This is a genomic window from Plantibacter sp. MDV22-iso1, from assembly GCF_058408345.1.
Map to the genome: position 1 here is coordinate 275,370 of NZ_JBZVDY010000001.1, position 15,241 is coordinate 290,610.

Genomic DNA, 15,241 nt, shown 5'->3' on the forward strand with positions numbered 1-15,241 from the left:
GACGCACTGAAGAGAGAACAGATCATGACCGAACCCCTCGTCATCATCGGCGGTGGCCTGGCCTCGGCCGGCGCCGCGCGCGCCATCCGAGACGGCGGCCACGACGGGGACGTCGTCCTCATCTGCACCGAACCGCACCACCCCTACGAACGCCCACCACTGTCGAAGGACTACCTCCGACGCGAAGCGACCCGGTCCAGCGTCTTCACCCTCGCGCCCGACTGGTACGCCGAGAACCACGTCGACGTGCGCACAGCATCGACCGTTGTCGCACTCGATCCCGGCACCCACCACCTGGCCACGGCAGACGGACGGGACCTGAAGTACTCGAAGCTCCTGCTGGCGACCGGCTCCTCACCGCGCTCCGCCGGATTACCAGGTGAAGACCTCCTCGGCGTGCTCTCGCTTCGAACGCTGGAGAGCTCGGACCTGTTGCGCGCGACGCTTCAGGAGGCGGTCCGCGACGGCGACGGTCGGCTCGTGGTGATCGGTGACGGGTGGATCGGATTGGAAGTCGCCGCCTCAGCCCGCACGATGGGCCTGGACGTGACCGTGCTCGGGCACGGCAGCCAACCTCTCGGCAAGGTCCTCGGCGAGAAGATAGGCGCGTTCTACGCCGACGTCCACACCGCGCACGGTGTCGCCCTCCGCCGCCAGGTGGAAGTGGCGTCGATCAACGGGACCGACGGACGAGTCACCGGCGTCACCCTGGGTGACGGCAGCGTCATCGCCGCGGATGCGGTACTCGTCGCCGTCGGCGCCGCCCCGAACATCGGCCTGGCCGTCGCCGCCGGCATCGCCGTGCGCGCTCGGGAGCTCGGCGGTGGCATCGCCGTCGACGCGCGCCTCGCCACCAGCGCACCCGACGTCTACGCCGCGGGAGACGTCGCCAGCATCCCCTCCATCGCCTACGACCGACCGCTTCGGGTCGAGCACTGGGACACCGCCCTCCGCTCCGGACCCCACGCAGGGGCGTCAATGATCGGTGCCGATGCCCCCTACGACCATCTCCCCTACTTCTACAGCGACCAGTACGACGTCGGGATGGAGTACACCGGCTTCTTCGCGGGCCCCGGCGACTACGACGACGTCGTTATCAGCGGTTCCATCCAGTCACGCGAGTTCGTGGCGTTCTGGGTCTCCCAGGGACGCGTGCGCGCCGGGATGGCGGTCAACAGCTGGGACCGTATCCCCGAGATCGACGCCCTCATCAGATCAAACGCCCGCATCGCGTCCGCCGAACTCGAACACTTCCGCGGATCGTCCGCCCACGGCTAAGGCTGATTTACGCCCTGCCTCGACACGAAGCCGCTCGCTTCAACCCCACCGTAAGTTGCCCCCGATATATTCGGTTATCAGAGCTATGGGGTCGGTAGGAGCGGCTCACTCCCTCGCAGGTCATCGACCCGGGCAATCTCGAGGCGATCATGACACTTAGCCTGAGCTGCAGCAAAGTCCGCCGCGAAAGATGGCGCGTCCGGCCACGACGTGAAAAGCAAGAACACCAGCCGCAGCACCGACAGCACGTTTAGGCTCTTTCCATCGATGGAGGCGCATCCCCCTCGACTTGGCGTGCGAACTCCAGCTCCAAGTCGCTTACCCAATTGTTGTAGGCAACTGGGTCGATTTTCATTTCGGGGCGCTCTTCCCAGTCTGCGCTGAGTGCTGCCCGAACTGGTACTGGCCCGAATCCATCCCAACGAATGAGTGCTCTACCGGCAGCACTCATATTTGCGATGAGGCTAATCATGAGATCGAAGTAGGCGTTCGAAGCTGCCTCGGATAGCCGGGTCGAGGTTCTCAGCTGAAATCCAGCCGCCACACGCCAGCGGGCGTCTAGTTCGCGCGAGAGGGAGTGTAGTTCAACACTGCGCGGCAACACGAGTTCGGCCTCGCTGATCGCATGCTGCAGCGCCTCGTACCCGGGCGCACGCCAAGTAATAGCGTTGACCATGTCGATGTTGTCTCGGTCGTTGCGGTCGCGCGCGGAAAACTCTTCTGCGAAGTGGAGCAACGCCCGCCCGAGATCATCGGCCGCCCGAGCATGCCGCTCCGCCAGCGCTGATTCGCGATCGGCTTCTCGCTGCTGGGCTGCGAGTTTTCGATCGTGCGCGAGCTGGCGCCTGACAAGCCAGAACGCCCCGAGGAAGGCGAGCATCGCGCCCGACGTAACTTGAATGAGGCCGGCCCACCAGCCAGGCGTAAGCAGGTGCGTCCCGAGCGTTTCCAACCAGTCCAAACGACCCTCCGCCCGCCAGACCGACGACTTGTACCCTCTGACTCGGGCTCTGTTCCGATTCGATGAGTGCGCTGGGCCGACGATGTTACGTATTCTGCTGGACGCAACCGTAGCGCACACTGGAGTCTCGGTCACGCTCCGCTAGCCTCGACATCGTCTGGGGACGGGCTGGAGCTGGATGCCGGCCGCGCCTTCGCCCATGATGTGAAGCACCGAGGTCTGGCGGACGGCACGACGACCGATCCAATCCTTGCCGGACGCTACCGACAAGGCCGAGCGAAAGGGCAGCGGTCGACTTGCCGAGGCCGCTCTGGCCTCACAGGCAAGCGAGGGTTCCTCGATCGAGGACATCGTCGACCAGCGGCTCGATCGGCGGTAGCGCGGCGATCTGAGACGGCGAGAGGAAACGCTCGGCGAAGCGTCCGCGGTCGGCCCCGTCCAGCTCTCGGAGCCGCTGGCGGGCGGCTCGTCGATCGAGCGCCTTCACCATCTCCCGCTCGGCGCCCTCGCTCAGGCAGAGGAAGCGATCGTCGCCCTCGAAGAACTCCGGTCCGTCCTCTTCGAGTATCGGGATGAGGTGGAGTCTGTCCGCCGGCTCCGGGAACTCGGCCGACTACCCGGCGACCTTTCCGAGCGTGCTCTCCCAGATACGACGGACGTCCCGGTCGGTGAAGCCGGAGTCGCGCGTCGCGTAGAACAGGAGATCCCGGTACGCCTCCTCCTGCCGGTAGGGGGTCCATCGGGCGTTGGCGAGTTCTATCAGCCGGCACGCGATCCGGAGGTCGTCTCATTCCAGGGGGCGCTGCGGTATCCCTTCCCATCGGGCGTGGCGGCGTCCTTCATGCCTCGGAGGTCGTCACGGAGGCCAGCACGAGCCGACTTCAGCCAGACCGACACGCGGTCGTACTCCTCATCGCTCAGCGTCCCGAGGGTGATCTCCTCGGCCGGCGCTGGTGCGTCGCTCTTCGCCTTTGATGCCAGCCCGTCGGGCACGGTGGCGAGCTGAGCGTCGCCCTTCACCTTACGCTCGTCCCCCGACGAGCACCCACCCTCGTTCGCGTTCCTCGACGGCCCCGGCGAGATCGAGCGCACCGAGCACGCCGCTGACCTCGCGAGGACTCAGCCCACTCGCTTTCGCAAGCGCCTCGACGGTGCGCGGCGAGCGGGCACTCATCACATCACGGACCCGGCGTTCCTCTGGCGAGGCGAACGCCTGCGCGTCCGCGTCGACCGCGGTCCATCCGGCGAGTTCCGCCATCTGCTCGGCGTTCGTCACGCAGGTGGCGGCGTACTCACGTATCAGGCGGTGACAGCCCGCCGACGACGGACTCGTGACCGGGCCGGGCACGGCTCCGAGCGGACGCCCGAGGGACGCGGCGTGACCCGCCGTGTTGATCGAACCGGAGCGGTCTCCGGCCTCCATGACCACCGTCGCCGCCGAGGCTGCGGCGATGAGTCGGTTCCGCTGCAGGAACCGCCATTTCGAGGGTGTGGACCCGCACGGCGATTCGCTGATGACGGCTCCGCCGGCCTCGCGGATCCGACGGATGAGCGCGTCGTGACCGGCAGGGTACGGCCGATCGACCCCACCTGCGAGGTAGGCCACGGTCGCCCCTCCGCTCCCGAGGGCGGCTCGGTGCGCCGCGCCGTCGATGCCGTAGGCGGCACCCGACACGATCACGAAGCCCCGATCGACGAGCCCGGCCGCCGCCTCAAGGGTGACGTGCTCGCCGTAACCGGACGCGGCCCGGGCACCGACCAACGCGATGGCACGTTCTCCCGCGGGGGCGTTGGGAGAGCCGCGGAGCCAGAGGGCGTGCGGCGCGTGCACACCGAGGTGGTCGAACCCCCCATGCCAGCCCGGAGCGCCGGGCAGGAGGAGTCGGACGCCGACCTCGATCGCCGTCTCACACGCGGCGACGAGGTCAGCCGAGACGAGCCGGGGCCGCCAGCGTTCCAGCGCACTTCCGAGCACACGGGAGGCGGGCACCGCGGAGGGATCCTCGGACTCGGCATCGGCCGACGTCGAGCCCGAGCCACTGGACCACTCGCTGCCGAGGATGCGGCGCTGCAGTTCGGTCGGCCCCACCCGTTGCAGGACCGCTGACAGTGCGCCCGCAGGGCCGAGCGCACCGACCACGAGCCCGGCGACGCCGTCGCCCGGTTCGGCGATCATCGTCCAGGCCGCCCGAGCGAACGCCGCCCGGATCCCGGCGGTGCCGACGTCATCATCGGCCTCCGAGACGGGCTCGGCACCTCCATCTGCGCCAGGGCTGCCCGCGGCCTCGACCGGTTCCAGGCCGCCGAGGCCTCGGACGAGGCGTTCGACCAACCCGCGGTCCAAACCGAACCACGCACTCATGAGATGCCCTTCCGCAGGAAGAGGGCGCGCCCCAAGTGCTCGGCTGTGGGGCTATTGGCGCCGTCGAGGTCGGCGAGCGTCCAGCTCAATCGGAGGATCCGGTCGTAGCCACGCATGGTGATGCCTCCCCGCTCGAGGGAGCGGTCCAACGCGCTGGTGACGGATCTGGACAGCCGCATCCGCGGGCTCCTGAGCCAGGTGCCGCTCGCCTGTGCGTTCGTGGTCCAGCCGGTGCCGGCCAACCGCTCGGCACTCGCGGCCCGCACCGCCTCGACGCGGGAACGAGCCTCGGCGGTGGAGACCTCACCCTCCCGCGAGAGACTCGTCAGTGCCGAGGTGATCCGGTGCACCCGCACGCGGATGTCGATCCGGTCGAGGAGCGGCCCCGAGATCCGCCCGAGATAGCGTCGACGGGCCTGCGGTGGACAGGTGCAGACGCCGTCCGCCGTGCCGTACTGACCGCACGGGCAGGGGTTCGCGGCGAGGACCAGTTGGAAGGCGGCCGGGAACGTCGCGCTGCCGTGCGCACGATGCACGGTGACCACGCCGGCTTCGAGTGGCTGACGCAGCGAGTCGAGGACGTCGGCGCGGAACTCCGGCGCTTCGTCGAGGAAGAGCACGCCGTGCGCCGCGCGCGCGGCTGCCCCAGGGCGGATCTGGCGCGAACCGCCACCGATGATCGCCGCCGCCGAGGACGAGTGGTGCGGGCTCTCCCACGGTGGTCGTCGGGCGAGCGCGCCGTCCGGCGGCAGACCGATGAGCGAGCGGAGGCAGCTGACCTCGACCGCGGCCTCGGCGTCGAGGTCGGGAAGGATCTCGGGGAGCCGGGCGGCCAGCATGGTCTTGCCGGCCCCGGGAGGTCCGACCATCATGACGTGGTGCCCGCCGGCCGCCGCAGCGACCATCGCGTCGACCGCCTCCGGTTGTCCGACCACGTCCGCGAGATCGAGTGGGTCGGGCGTGGGCAACCGATCGACCCGCTGTCGGACGGGTTCGAGGTCGATCACGGACAGTTCTGCACCGTGCCAGATCGCCGCATCGCGCAGCGAGGTCGCCCCGATCACCGTGACGCCGGGCACGAGCTGCGCCTCCTCCACGTTGGCGGTCGGCACCATCACCGCGTCGTAGCCGGCGCGGGCGACGGCGAGGACGGCCGGCAGCACGCCGACGAGCGGACGGAGCCGACCGTCGAGCCCGAGCTCACCAAGATGGACGACCCGCTCGGCGGACTCCCGGCGGACGAGGCCGCCCACGGCGAGGCAGGCGATCGCCATGGAGAGGTCGAATGCGCTCCCCTGCTTGGGCAGCGACGCGGGAGACAGGTTGATCGTGAGCTTGCCACCGGGCAGCTCGCAGCCGGAGTTCGCCGTCGCACTCTTGATGCGGTGCGCGGCCTCACCGAGCGACTTGTCGGGAAGCCCGACGATCGCCATGCCCGGTACGGTCGCGGCGGCCGACGCCTCGACCTCCACGATCGCGCCAGTGAGGCCGGCGAGTGCGACCGACCAGGTGCGTGCGACGGCCATCAGGAGACTCCCCGCAGGTGCTGGAGTCGCATGTCCCCTTCGGACGGCAGCACGATGCCGACGACGTCGACGCGCATCCGCCTCGAACGCGGTCGGTGCTCAGCACACCAGGCTCCGGCGAGGCGACCGATCCGGGCCAGCTTGCTCGGCGTGACCGCCTCCGCGGGATCACCGAAGCCGACGCCCGAACGGGTCTTCACCTCGATGAAGACCAGCGTGCCGTCGTCGTCCGCGACGAGATCGAGTTCGCCCTGCGGGCATCGCCAATTGCGGTCGAGGATGCGGTATCCGCACGCCTCGAGATGATCCGCCGCCACCTGCTCGCCGCGTCGGCCGAGCTCGTCCTTCCGTGCCATGTGCACCTCCTGGCATCCAGCCAAGCGTGCAGACGCGGCTCGTCACCCAGAGTTGGGTCTGTCGTCGACGAGCGCGCGGCGAAGCGCGCCTGTGGAGCGCTGTCGGTCGCGGGGGCCTCGCCCTACTCGTCGAGCGTGAGTTCCTTCGGGAGCTCGAAGTCGCGCGAGGACAACTGCTCGACGTTGACGTCCTTGAACGTGAGCACTCGGACGCTCTTGACGAACCGGTCGGACCGGTAGACGTCCCACACCCAGACGTCGGTCATGGAGAGCTCGAAGTAGAAGTCGTTCGCCGTGTCGCGTCGCACGAGGTCGACCTCGTTGGCGAGGTAGAACCGGCGCTCGGTCTCGATCACGTACTTGAACTGCCCCACGACATCGCGATACTCGCGGTAGAGGGCCAGTTCGACCTCGCGGTCGTAGTCTTCGAACTCGTCTTCGTCCATGGTCTCTCCAGTCTACGTGTAGGCGGGCAGCCAGCTGCTCCGGTGGTGGAGGGTCAGGCCGTGCTCGGAGAGGGCCGACAGATGCTGCGCCGAGCCGTATCCCTTGTTGCCCTCCCACCCGTACTCCGGCAGTGCCTCGTGCAACTCGATCATCAGTCGGTCGCGGTGCACCTTGGCGAGTACGGACGCTGCGGCGACCGACGCGCAGTCCCGATCCGCTTTGACCCTCGTGGTGATGGTGAGCGGTCGCTGGAGCGCCCGGCTCAGCCAGTCACTGTTGCCGTCGAGCAGGACGGTGGACCCGGCGACATCCGCGCCGACGGCGTGCAGTTCGAGCAGCGCCCGACGGCCGGCGAGTCCGAGGCACGCGGTGATGCCGAGCTCGTCGACCTCCGCCGGACTCGCGAGCCCGACGGCCCCGTGCAACACCCACTCGCGGGCCAGCGGTTCCAGGCGGGTCCTCGCTCGCTCGCTCAACAGCTTCGAGTCACGGAGTCCCGCAGGGAACGCCCCGCACGCCGGGGCGACGACCGCAGCGCCGACGGCCACCGGGCCGGCGATGGCTCCGCGACCCACCTCGTCCATGCCGATGACCGACGGGACACCCGCAGCGAACAGTTCGTACTCGACCTCGAGGGTCGGTTCGCTGACGGCCATCACTCCTCTTCTGGGGCGGGGATGCCCTGGAAGACGGACGGGTAGTTGTCGAGCCAGGCCCAGTTGCTGGACGGCCAGGTGATGACGAACGCGCGCCCCACGACGTTGTCGATCGGGACGAAGCCCCCACCGGGGGTGTCGCCGTTGTACCGGGAGTCCTTCGAGTTGTACCGGTTGTCGCCCATGACCCAGAGCGAGCCCTCCGGGACGACGATGTCGAACGGGTCTCCGGACACCTTCTCGGTGCCGGCCGGGAGCTTCACGTACGGTTCGTTCAGCGGCACCCCGTTGACCGTCATCTGCCCGAGGGGGTTGCAGCACGACACGTGGTCGCCGGGCAGGCCGATGACGCGCTTGATGAGGTGGTCGTCGCTGTCGGGAGCGACGAGGCCGAAGATCGACAGCACCCATTCGACGGCTGCGGTGACGGGAGGCTGCGGAGCCTCGACCGTCTGCGGGAGCCAGCCGCCCGGATCCTGGAAGACGACCACGTCGCCACGGTTCAGCGAGACCACGTCGGGGACGAGCTCGTTCACCAGGATGCGGTCCTGGATCTGCAGCGTGTTCTCCATCGACCCGGACGGGATGTAGAACGACCGCACGAGGAAGGTCTTGATGAGGAAGGAGACCAGCAGCGCGACCACGAAGATGATCAGGAGGTCGCGAAGGAAGAGCAGCGCTCCGCGTTTGCCGCGGGGGCGCTGCTGGTGGTCGGGCGACGCGTCTGCCGCCAGGGAATTGTCTGTCATTTAACCGCCTGAGCTCCCCACCAGCTTATCCGGTGGGGAGCTCAGGAATGATCGCGGAGGGCGACCGGGAGGACGACTAGTTGTCGCGCTTCTCCTTGATCTTCGCCTTCTTGCCACGGAGCTCGCGGAGGTAGTACAGCTTCGCGCGACGGACGTCACCGCGGGTGACGACCTCGATGTGGTCGATGTTCGGGGAGTGCACCGGGAAGGTACGCTCGACGCCGACCTGGTAGCTCACCTTGCGGACCGTGAAGGTCTCGCGGACACCCTCGTTGGAGCGGCCGATGACGACACCCTGGAAGACCTGGATACGGGACTTGTTGCCCTCGATGATGTTCACGTGCACCTTGACGTTGTCGCCGGCGCGGAAGTCGGGGATGTCCGACTTGAGGGATGCTGCATCGACTGAGTCGAGAATGTGCATGATGATTCCATCTCTGCGACCGCCACAGGTCGACCGCTGAATACGTTCGGAAGGAAGGGTGTGCCCGATGCCGGCGTTCCCCTGTGGCAGAACTGCGGAGGCACAAACAGCAATTGTGTCATGAAAGGGCCCCGGATGGGAAACCGGGCCCCGGACGGCGCGGGCGACAGCGGTGGAGACGACCGCTCAGCGGCGCTCGTCGGGCTTCGACTCCTCGATGACGATGAACTCGCCGCCGTCGATCGGGCCGGGATCGAACCGAGGCTGCGGCGGGATCGCCGATCCGGGCATCGTGCCTGGCCCGGCTGCAGCGGCCATGCGCTCGAACTCGGCCATCGTCTCCCGAGCCCGGCGTGCCGTCTCGGAGATGAGTTGCGCGATGACGCCCCAGAAGGCGGCGAGGCCGGCGACGACGCCGAGGACCGCCCAGAGGGCGACGCCCGAGCTGAAGGAGCCGAAGCAGATGATCGTGACGTGCCAGAGCGTGAGCAGGCCGACGTCCGTCCAGGACACGAGCTTCGTCGTCCGGACGCTGGCCCGGGCGGAGATGAGGAACGCGATCGCAGCGAGCGCGATGGCGAGGATCGGCATGGCGATGAAGAGCCCGAAGAGGCTCCAGCCGCTCTCACCGAAGAGTCCCCATCCGACGAACGGCCAGGCGGGCAGCACGAAGATCGCGGCGAATCGCCAGTAGTAGAACGCCCGACGGATGATCATGTCCCTCAGGCTACCGCCGGGCTCCTGAGCGTGCACTGGTCGTTCGCTGACGGCCGATGTCGGTCCCGGCCCGCGTGGTCAGAGGAGCTTGCGCTGCAGAGCCCAGGCGGCGAGTTCGTGGCGCGAGGACAGCTGCAGCTTGCGCAGCACGCTCGACACGTGGGTCTCCACGGTCTTCACGGAGATGAACAGCTCCGTCGCGACCTCCTTGTAGGCGTAACCGCGGGCGATGAGGCGCATGACCTCCTGCTCGCGGGCGGACAGCCGGTCGAGCTCGTCGACGGACTCCGCGGTCTCCCCCGTCACGGCTCCGAAGGCGTCCAGGACGAAGCCCGCGAGGCGAGGCGAGAAGACCGCGTCGCCGTCGTCGACCCGTCGTGCCGCCTCCGCGACCTCGGCCCCCGAGGAACTCTTGGTGATGTAGCCGCGTGCACCGGCCCTGATGACCCGGACGACGTCCTCGGCGGCGTCCGAGACGCTGAGCGCGAGGAACCGGGTGGCGGGCGCGGTGGTCACCGAGCCGGCGATCACGTCCGCGCCACCGCCGCCGGCGTCACCCGGCAGGTGGACGTCGAGCAGCACGACCTGCGGGCGGGTCTCCCCGATCACCCGGATCGCCTCCTCCACGTCGCCGGCCTCGCCCAGCACCTCGATGCCGGGATCGAGCTCGCTGCGCAGACCGGAACGGAAGATTGAGTGGTCGTCGACGATCACGACGGTCAGTGGTCGGTCGCTCATGGTCTGCTCCTCGGAACGGTCGGGACGGTGTCGGGCTGCGGCGCAGTCGGCGCGGCGTCGTGGACGGGCAGGACGAGACGGACCTCGGTACCTCGTCCGCCGGGCCCCGATCGGATGGTCGCCTCGCCGCCGATGCGCTGCATCCGGCCGATGATCGACTCCCGGACCCCGAGGCGGTCCCGCGGGACCTGTTCCAGGTCGAACCCGGGGCCGCGGTCGGAGATCGACACCTCGATCCGCTGCGGTGCCGTCTCCAGGTAGACGGAGACGTCGCCGCCGGCGTGACGTGCCGCGTTGAGCACGGCCTCCCGTGCGGCGGCGAGGAGCGGCTCCGGGGCGTCGTCGATCGCACGCCCGACCGCGACGACGTCGACGCGCACCGCGTGGTCGGCCTCCACCGCGGCCGCGATGGTCCGCAGCTCGGTCGCGAGGTCGCCAGTCGGTGCGGTCCCGCCGGAGAAGAGCCAGTTCCGCAGCTCGCGCTCCTGCGCCCGCGCGAGACGGGACGCCTCACTCCCCGGACCGGCCTGCTGCTGAATGAGCGCGAGCGTCTGGAGCACGGAGTCGTGCAGGTGCGCTGCGATCTCGGCGCGGTCGGCCTCGCGCATCCGCGCGGCGCGCTCGTCGGCGAGGTCGCGGTTGAGCTGGAGCGCCCACGGGGCGATGACCACGGCCACCCCGAGGAGCACGGCGATCGCTGCGACGATGACCGTCCACATGTTCGGACGGTCACCGGTGACGAAGAACAGGAGGATGCCGAGGACGACGAGGACGAGCGCTCCGAGCACGCGGATCAGGAGGGCACGTGAGCCCTCACCGCGACCACGCTCGCCGAACTGCCGCCACGCGAGTGCGGCTCCCGCGAGGACGACGATGACGGGGATGACGGCCTCGAGCGGGATGTCCAGCCCGGTCCGGGTCGCGATCAGCGCGGTCCCCGCCGCGAGCAGGGCGATCCCGAGCAGCACCTCCGTGATCGGCGCATGACGGGGGCCGTCGAGGTCGCCTCCGTCATCGGTCGAGGCCGGCCGGAGCAGGTGCTCCCGGGGATCGAGCGGTGCGTCCGCGCCCTGCGTCGGCGTCATGACCCACAGCCACACGTAGAGGAGCAGGCCCGCTCCACCGCAGCACGCGAGGATGACCGTCGCCGTCCGCACCGCAGCGACGGGGAGACCGGTGTGCTCGGCGAAGCCGGCGCACACACCGCCGAGCAGGCGGCGCCTCGGCCGGATCATCACCTCGGTTCCCATGGAGCCATCCAAGCAGTTCGGGGTGCGGTCGGCACCCTGGGACAGCAGGATCAGGGTGCACTCAGGGTCATGCCGGATGGGCCCGACCCGGACGCTTCGCCAGAATCGGACCATGACGAACCACAGCACGCCGCCCACCGGAGCAGAACCGGGGGCACCCGCCCCGCAGGATCCGACGACCCGCTTCTTCGACTGGTGGCGGTCCACCGGTCTCCGTCGCTCGAGCGACTCGTGGCTCGGCGGTGTCGCCGGGGGTGTCGCGGCCCGGCTCGGCCTCGATCCGATGATCGTGCGCGGAGCCCTCATCGTCATCGCGATCCTGGGCGGGCCGGTCCTCTTCGTCTACGCCGCGGGCTGGGCGCTCATCCCCGACCAGCAGGGTCGGATCCACCTCGAGCGTGCGATCCGGGGCGTCTTCGACCCGGCGATCGTCGCGATCGGCATCCTCGCGGTCCTCACCGCCGTGCCGTTCATGCGCGGCCTCTGGTGGGACGGCGTGCCGCAGGCGTGGAACCTGCCGGGGTGGCTGGAGTCGACCATGACCGCCGGTTGGGTGATCGCCTTGGTCGCCGCGGCGGTCTGGCTGATCGTGATGTTCTCCCGCCGCGACCCTGGGCGGGAGACTCCGCCTGAGACACCGCCGCAGCGCGACCCGTGGACCAGCGACGCCTCGATCCCGAAGCCGACGGCACCATCGCCCACGGCCTCTCCCTCGGGCCCTGCCGGCTCGGCCCCGGCCTCCCCCGGTGCCGCGAACCCGGTGTCGCTCGCGAAGGTCGACGGTTCGCCAGGTGTTACGGGCGCGACCGTCCCGCTCCCTGGAGCCACCACCACCACCGCGTGGGACGGGGCTCCGAGCCAGCAGCGCGGCTGGACGAGTCAGGAGTTCCGGGACGAGATGAGCCGCCAGCGAGCCGAGCAGCAGGCCGAGCGCGAGACGAAGGCTCGAGAGCGTCGTGCGCAGCACCCGGGAGCGGCCTTCGTGGCGATCACCCTCGGACTGGCGCTACTCGCCGGTGCCGGCGCGGCCGTCATAGCAGCGAGCGCCGGGTTCTCGGTCCCGGTCGTCGTGGTCATCGGGCTCGCCGCAGCGCTCGGTGCGCTCGCCGTCGCGACGATCATCGCGGGCATCAGCGGACGGGAGAGCGGCTGGCTCGGGCTCTTCACGTGGGCCGCTGTGATCTCCTTGCTCGCCACCGGCGTGTTCCCACTCGGCTCCTCCTTCCTGCCGGTCGGACGCACGACCTGGACCGTGACGTCGACGGATGCGGACGACCGACGCGGCTACGTGATGATCGCCGGCCAACCCACGCTCGACCTCGGTGAACTCGCCGACGACGACGCGTTGCGCGGTGGCACGATCGACGTGTGGATCCTCGCAGGCGAGGTCGACGTGCTCATCCCCGAGGACGTGCCGGTGATCGTCGAGTTCTCAGCGATCGCGGGCACCCTGGAGACGGGACGCGATGGTCGGGACCGGACGGACCGACGCGGCGGAGCCCTGTTCCAGGATGAAGCACGGTACGGACGAACGGCGTCAGGAGACACGACACGGGTACGGGTGTGGACGGTCGCCGGCAGCGCTGTCGTGACCGAGGAAGCGGAGGCGGGACGATGAGCGAGCAGGACGACCGGACCGGAGCGGCGGACATGTCGTCCCCAACCGACGCGGAGACGGGATCGGCTCCGTCGGAGACCGATCAGACGGCCACCACGGAGTCGGACGCCACGCGGCCGACCACTGCGCAGCCGGCCACAGCGCAGACGGCCGATGAGCCGAGGACCGATGTCGGCCCGACGGATCGAGGCGGTCGACCACCGCGCTTCGGCACGATCCTCTGGGGCGTGCTCCTGCTCGTCTTCGCCGGCGCCATGCTCGTCACCAACCTCACCGAGGTGCGCATCGACCCCCTGGGGTGGATCACCGGGGCGATCATCGCGACCGGGGCCGTCCTCGTCATCGCCGGCATCGCCGCCGCCGTGCGACGTCGGCCCTGACAGCCGTCACGCACAGGACCCCGGCGCGCTCAGGCGCCCGGCTCGTCAGCGGGCAGCAGATCCGGGCGGACCTCGCGGGTCCGCTCGATCTGCTGCTGACGACGCCAGGTGGCGATCGCACCGTGGTTGCCGCTCAGCAGCACCGGCGGTACCGGCAGTCCTCGCCACTCCGCAGGCTTCGTGTAGCTCGGGTACTCGAGCAGCCCGTCTTCGTGCGACTCCTCGACGAGACTCTCGGGGTTGCCGACGACCCCCGGGACGAGCCGACCGATCGCCTCGATCATCGCCATCACGGCGACCTCGCCCCCATTGAGGACGTAGTCGCCGAGGCTCACCAGCCGGACCCGCGCTCGGCTGGCCGTGTGGTCGAAGACGCGGTGGTCGATGCCCTCGTACCGGCCGCAGCCGAAGACGAGGTGTGGCTCGGCCGCGAGCTCGCGGGCCATCGCCTGCGTGAACACCTCGCCCGCCGGAGACGGGAAGATGACCAGCGGCTCCTCCTCGGTGTCGTCGCCCAGAATGCCGTCGAGCGCCTCGCCCCAGGGTTCCGGCTTCATGACCATGCCGGCTCCCCCGCCGTACGGGGTGTCGTCGACGGTGCGGTGACGGTCGTGCGTCGAATCCCGCAGGTCGTGCACGTCCAGTTCGATGAGCCCGCTCTGCTTCGCCTTGCCGAGCAGCGAGAGGTCCAGGGCATCGAAGAAGGTCGGGAAGATCGTGACGATGTCGATGCGCATGAGGAGCAGTCTATTCGCGCGACGGTCGTCGTCCCGGTCACGTCGGTCAGCCGATACGACGACGACGGAGGCGCCGGTTGCACGCAACCGACGCCTCCGTCGTGGGTGTTCCGAGCCGGGAGGACCGACTCGGAACAGGTTCTACTGCTCCGGCTGCGACGCTCCGGTGTCGTCCTGAGCCTCATCGGAGGCCTCGGACTCGACTGGACCGGCCGTCGACGTCTCGGGGGCATCGTCGGCCTCCGGGAGTTCCTCGAACAAACCGGTGGGCGGCGTGACCGTGACGATCCCGGCAGCGATGTCGACCGTGGGGACGATCGCCTTCACGAACGGGACCATGACCTCGCCGTCGCCGGTCTTCACGATCAGGAGGTCCTGAGCCGGGAAGTGGTCGACGCGGGCGACGGTACCGACAGCGACGCCGTCTCGGTGCACGGCCAACCCGACGAGCTGGTGGTCGTACCACGCGTCGTCGTCGACCGGCAGCTCGGTGGGGTCCTGCTCGACCCAGAGGATCGCCTTCACGAGGGTCTCCGCCTCACTGCGATCGGAGATGCCGACGAAGAAGGCGACCGGCTGACTGTTGTACCAGCGCAGTTCGATGAGCTCGAGTGTCTTGCCGCGCCACTTCGATCCTGCAGGGACCTGGAGCGTGAACGTCGCGCCCGGGGTGAACCGGTGCTCCGGCTCATCCGTGTAGAGCTCGACCTTCAGGGCGCCCTTCAGACCATGGGCTTTCGTGAGCCGACCGACCCGCAACTGGGTCTTCGGCTCCGTCTCGTCCGCCACCTACGCGCTGGCGCCGGAGGCGTCCGTGTCGACCACGTCGACTCGGACCCGCCGACCGTCTGCCAGCGCTGCCACGAGGGTGCGCAGGGCTTTGGCCGTCCGGCCGGCACGACCGATGACCCGGCCGAGGTCCTCGGGGTTCACACGAACCTCGAGGACCTCGCCACGGGCGGAGTTCTGTGCCGTGACGCGAACGTCATCCGGGTGATCGACGATCCCCTTGACGAGATGTTCGAGCGCGGGAGCGAGCAAG

The 15,241-nt window shown here is 69.3% G+C and carries 18 protein-coding genes; 3 read left to right on the forward strand and 15 right to left on the reverse strand.

Features of this window, described 5'->3' with window-relative positions; all coding sequences use genetic code 11:
- Positions 1-24 precede the first annotated feature (24 nt).
- A complete protein-coding gene (locus AC4PMY_RS01285; RefSeq protein WP_491621824.1) occupies positions 25-1,278 on the forward strand; it encodes an NAD(P)/FAD-dependent oxidoreductase in 1,254 nt (417 codons plus the stop codon).
- Between the two features lie 250 nt (positions 1,279-1,528).
- Here the strand turns inward: AC4PMY_RS01285 and AC4PMY_RS01290 are convergent, their stop codons facing one another.
- From AC4PMY_RS01290 to AC4PMY_RS01345, 12 genes are all read right to left on the reverse strand, one after another.
- A complete protein-coding gene (locus AC4PMY_RS01290) occupies positions 1,529-2,239 on the reverse strand; it encodes a hypothetical protein (RefSeq protein ID WP_491621825.1) in 711 nt (236 codons plus the stop codon).
- 759 nt (positions 2,240-2,998) lie between these two features.
- Positions 2,999-3,259, reverse strand: coding sequence for a hypothetical protein (locus AC4PMY_RS01295; RefSeq protein WP_491621826.1), 261 nt, complete (start codon positions 3,257-3,259; stop codon positions 2,999-3,001).
- A gap of 1 nt (position 3,260) precedes the next feature.
- Positions 3,261-4,601, reverse strand: a complete 1,341-nt coding sequence (gene dprA / locus AC4PMY_RS01300; protein WP_491621827.1) for a DNA-processing protein DprA — start codon at positions 4,599-4,601, stop codon at positions 3,261-3,263.
- Positions 4,598-6,127 (reverse strand): YifB family Mg chelatase-like AAA ATPase, encoded by a 1,530-nt coding sequence (locus tag AC4PMY_RS01305; RefSeq protein ID WP_491621828.1) that lies wholly within the window; start codon positions 6,125-6,127, stop codon positions 4,598-4,600. Before AC4PMY_RS01305 ends, dprA begins: the two co-directional genes overlap by 4 nt.
- The gene (locus AC4PMY_RS01310; RefSeq protein WP_138946827.1) at positions 6,127-6,483 is read right to left on the reverse strand and encodes a YraN family protein; all 357 of its coding nucleotides are present in this window, start codon (positions 6,481-6,483) and stop codon (positions 6,127-6,129) included. The genes AC4PMY_RS01305 and AC4PMY_RS01310 overlap by 1 nt, the downstream gene beginning before the upstream one ends.
- 122 nt (positions 6,484-6,605) lie before the next feature.
- On the reverse strand, positions 6,606-6,929 hold the full coding sequence (locus AC4PMY_RS01315) for a DUF2469 domain-containing protein (RefSeq protein WP_071260887.1): 324 nt from the start codon (positions 6,927-6,929) through the stop codon (positions 6,606-6,608).
- Positions 6,930-6,941: 12 nt separating this feature from the next.
- Complete coding sequence (gene rnhB / locus AC4PMY_RS01320) at positions 6,942-7,586, reverse strand: ribonuclease HII (RefSeq protein WP_071260888.1); 645 nt, start codon at positions 7,584-7,586, stop codon at positions 6,942-6,944.
- Positions 7,586-8,335, reverse strand: coding sequence for a signal peptidase I (gene lepB / locus AC4PMY_RS01325; RefSeq protein WP_064296320.1), 750 nt, complete (start codon positions 8,333-8,335; stop codon positions 7,586-7,588). Before lepB ends, rnhB begins: the two co-directional genes overlap by 1 nt.
- Before the next feature lie 76 nt (positions 8,336-8,411).
- Complete coding sequence (gene rplS, locus AC4PMY_RS01330) at positions 8,412-8,759, reverse strand: 50S ribosomal protein L19 (RefSeq protein WP_056006851.1); 348 nt, start codon at positions 8,757-8,759, stop codon at positions 8,412-8,414.
- Between the two features lie 186 nt (positions 8,760-8,945).
- Positions 8,946-9,476 (reverse strand): hypothetical protein, encoded by a 531-nt coding sequence (locus AC4PMY_RS01335; protein WP_121290224.1) that lies wholly within the window; start codon positions 9,474-9,476, stop codon positions 8,946-8,948.
- Between the two features lie 78 nt (positions 9,477-9,554).
- Positions 9,555-10,214 (reverse strand): LuxR C-terminal-related transcriptional regulator, encoded by a 660-nt coding sequence (locus AC4PMY_RS01340; RefSeq protein ID WP_491621829.1) that lies wholly within the window; start codon positions 10,212-10,214, stop codon positions 9,555-9,557.
- Positions 10,211-11,464 (reverse strand): ATP-binding protein, encoded by a 1,254-nt coding sequence (locus tag AC4PMY_RS01345; RefSeq protein ID WP_491621830.1) that lies wholly within the window; start codon positions 11,462-11,464, stop codon positions 10,211-10,213. The genes AC4PMY_RS01340 and AC4PMY_RS01345 overlap by 4 nt, the downstream gene beginning before the upstream one ends.
- A 112-nt stretch (positions 11,465-11,576) precedes the next feature.
- Here AC4PMY_RS01345 and AC4PMY_RS01350 point away from each other — a divergent pair, with 112 nt between their 5' ends.
- Complete coding sequence (locus AC4PMY_RS01350) at positions 11,577-13,082, forward strand: PspC domain-containing protein (RefSeq protein WP_491621831.1); 1,506 nt, start codon at positions 11,577-11,579, stop codon at positions 13,080-13,082.
- Positions 13,079-13,462: a hypothetical protein gene (locus tag AC4PMY_RS01355; protein WP_491621832.1), complete on the forward strand. Its 384-nt coding sequence runs from the start codon at positions 13,079-13,081 to the stop codon at positions 13,460-13,462. Before AC4PMY_RS01350 ends, AC4PMY_RS01355 begins: the two co-directional genes overlap by 4 nt.
- 29 nt (positions 13,463-13,491) lie before the next feature.
- Here AC4PMY_RS01355 and trmD read toward each other — a convergent pair whose 3' ends face one another.
- From trmD to AC4PMY_RS01370, 3 genes are all read right to left on the reverse strand, one after another.
- Positions 13,492-14,199, reverse strand: coding sequence for a tRNA (guanosine(37)-N1)-methyltransferase TrmD (gene trmD, locus AC4PMY_RS01360; protein ID WP_285027701.1), 708 nt, complete (start codon positions 14,197-14,199; stop codon positions 13,492-13,494).
- A 141-nt stretch (positions 14,200-14,340) separates the two neighbouring features.
- Positions 14,341-14,988, reverse strand: a complete 648-nt coding sequence (gene rimM, locus AC4PMY_RS01365) for a ribosome maturation factor RimM (protein WP_071260900.1) — start codon at positions 14,986-14,988, stop codon at positions 14,341-14,343.
- Positions 14,989-15,240, reverse strand: a complete 252-nt coding sequence (locus tag AC4PMY_RS01370) for an RNA-binding protein (protein ID WP_064296312.1) — start codon at positions 15,238-15,240, stop codon at positions 14,989-14,991.
- Position 15,241 lies beyond the last annotated feature (1 nt).

What these genes read in the sequence shown, in the direction of transcription:
- AC4PMY_RS01285 (WP_491621824.1), top strand. Translation starts at nt 25, where the DNA reads ATGACCGAACCCCTCGTCATCATCGGCGGTGGCCTGGCCTCGGCCGGC.
- dprA (WP_491621827.1), bottom strand. Translation starts at nt 4,601, where the DNA reads ATGAGTGCGTGGTTCGGTTTGGACCGCGGGTTGGTCGAACGCCTCGTC.
- AC4PMY_RS01305 (WP_491621828.1), bottom strand. Translation starts at nt 6,127, where the DNA reads ATGGCCGTCGCACGCACCTGGTCGGTCGCACTCGCCGGCCTCACTGGC.
- AC4PMY_RS01310 (WP_138946827.1), bottom strand. Translation starts at nt 6,483, where the DNA reads ATGGCACGGAAGGACGAGCTCGGCCGACGCGGCGAGCAGGTGGCGGCG.
- AC4PMY_RS01315 (WP_071260887.1), bottom strand. Translation starts at nt 6,929, where the DNA reads ATGGACGAAGACGAGTTCGAAGACTACGACCGCGAGGTCGAACTGGCC.
- rnhB (WP_071260888.1), bottom strand. Translation starts at nt 7,586, where the DNA reads ATGGCCGTCAGCGAACCGACCCTCGAGGTCGAGTACGAACTGTTCGCT.
- lepB (WP_064296320.1), bottom strand. Translation starts at nt 8,335, where the DNA reads ATGACAGACAATTCCCTGGCGGCAGACGCGTCGCCCGACCACCAGCAG.
- rplS (WP_056006851.1), bottom strand. Translation starts at nt 8,759, where the DNA reads ATGCACATTCTCGACTCAGTCGATGCAGCATCCCTCAAGTCGGACATC.
- AC4PMY_RS01335 (WP_121290224.1), bottom strand. Translation starts at nt 9,476, where the DNA reads ATGATCATCCGTCGGGCGTTCTACTACTGGCGATTCGCCGCGATCTTC.
- AC4PMY_RS01340 (WP_491621829.1), bottom strand. Translation starts at nt 10,214, where the DNA reads ATGAGCGACCGACCACTGACCGTCGTGATCGTCGACGACCACTCAATC.
- AC4PMY_RS01345 (WP_491621830.1), bottom strand. Translation starts at nt 11,464, where the DNA reads ATGGGAACCGAGGTGATGATCCGGCCGAGGCGCCGCCTGCTCGGCGGT.
- AC4PMY_RS01350 (WP_491621831.1), top strand. Translation starts at nt 11,577, where the DNA reads ATGACGAACCACAGCACGCCGCCCACCGGAGCAGAACCGGGGGCACCC.
- AC4PMY_RS01355 (WP_491621832.1), top strand. Translation starts at nt 13,079, where the DNA reads ATGAGCGAGCAGGACGACCGGACCGGAGCGGCGGACATGTCGTCCCCA.
- trmD (WP_285027701.1), bottom strand. Translation starts at nt 14,199, where the DNA reads ATGCGCATCGACATCGTCACGATCTTCCCGACCTTCTTCGATGCCCTG.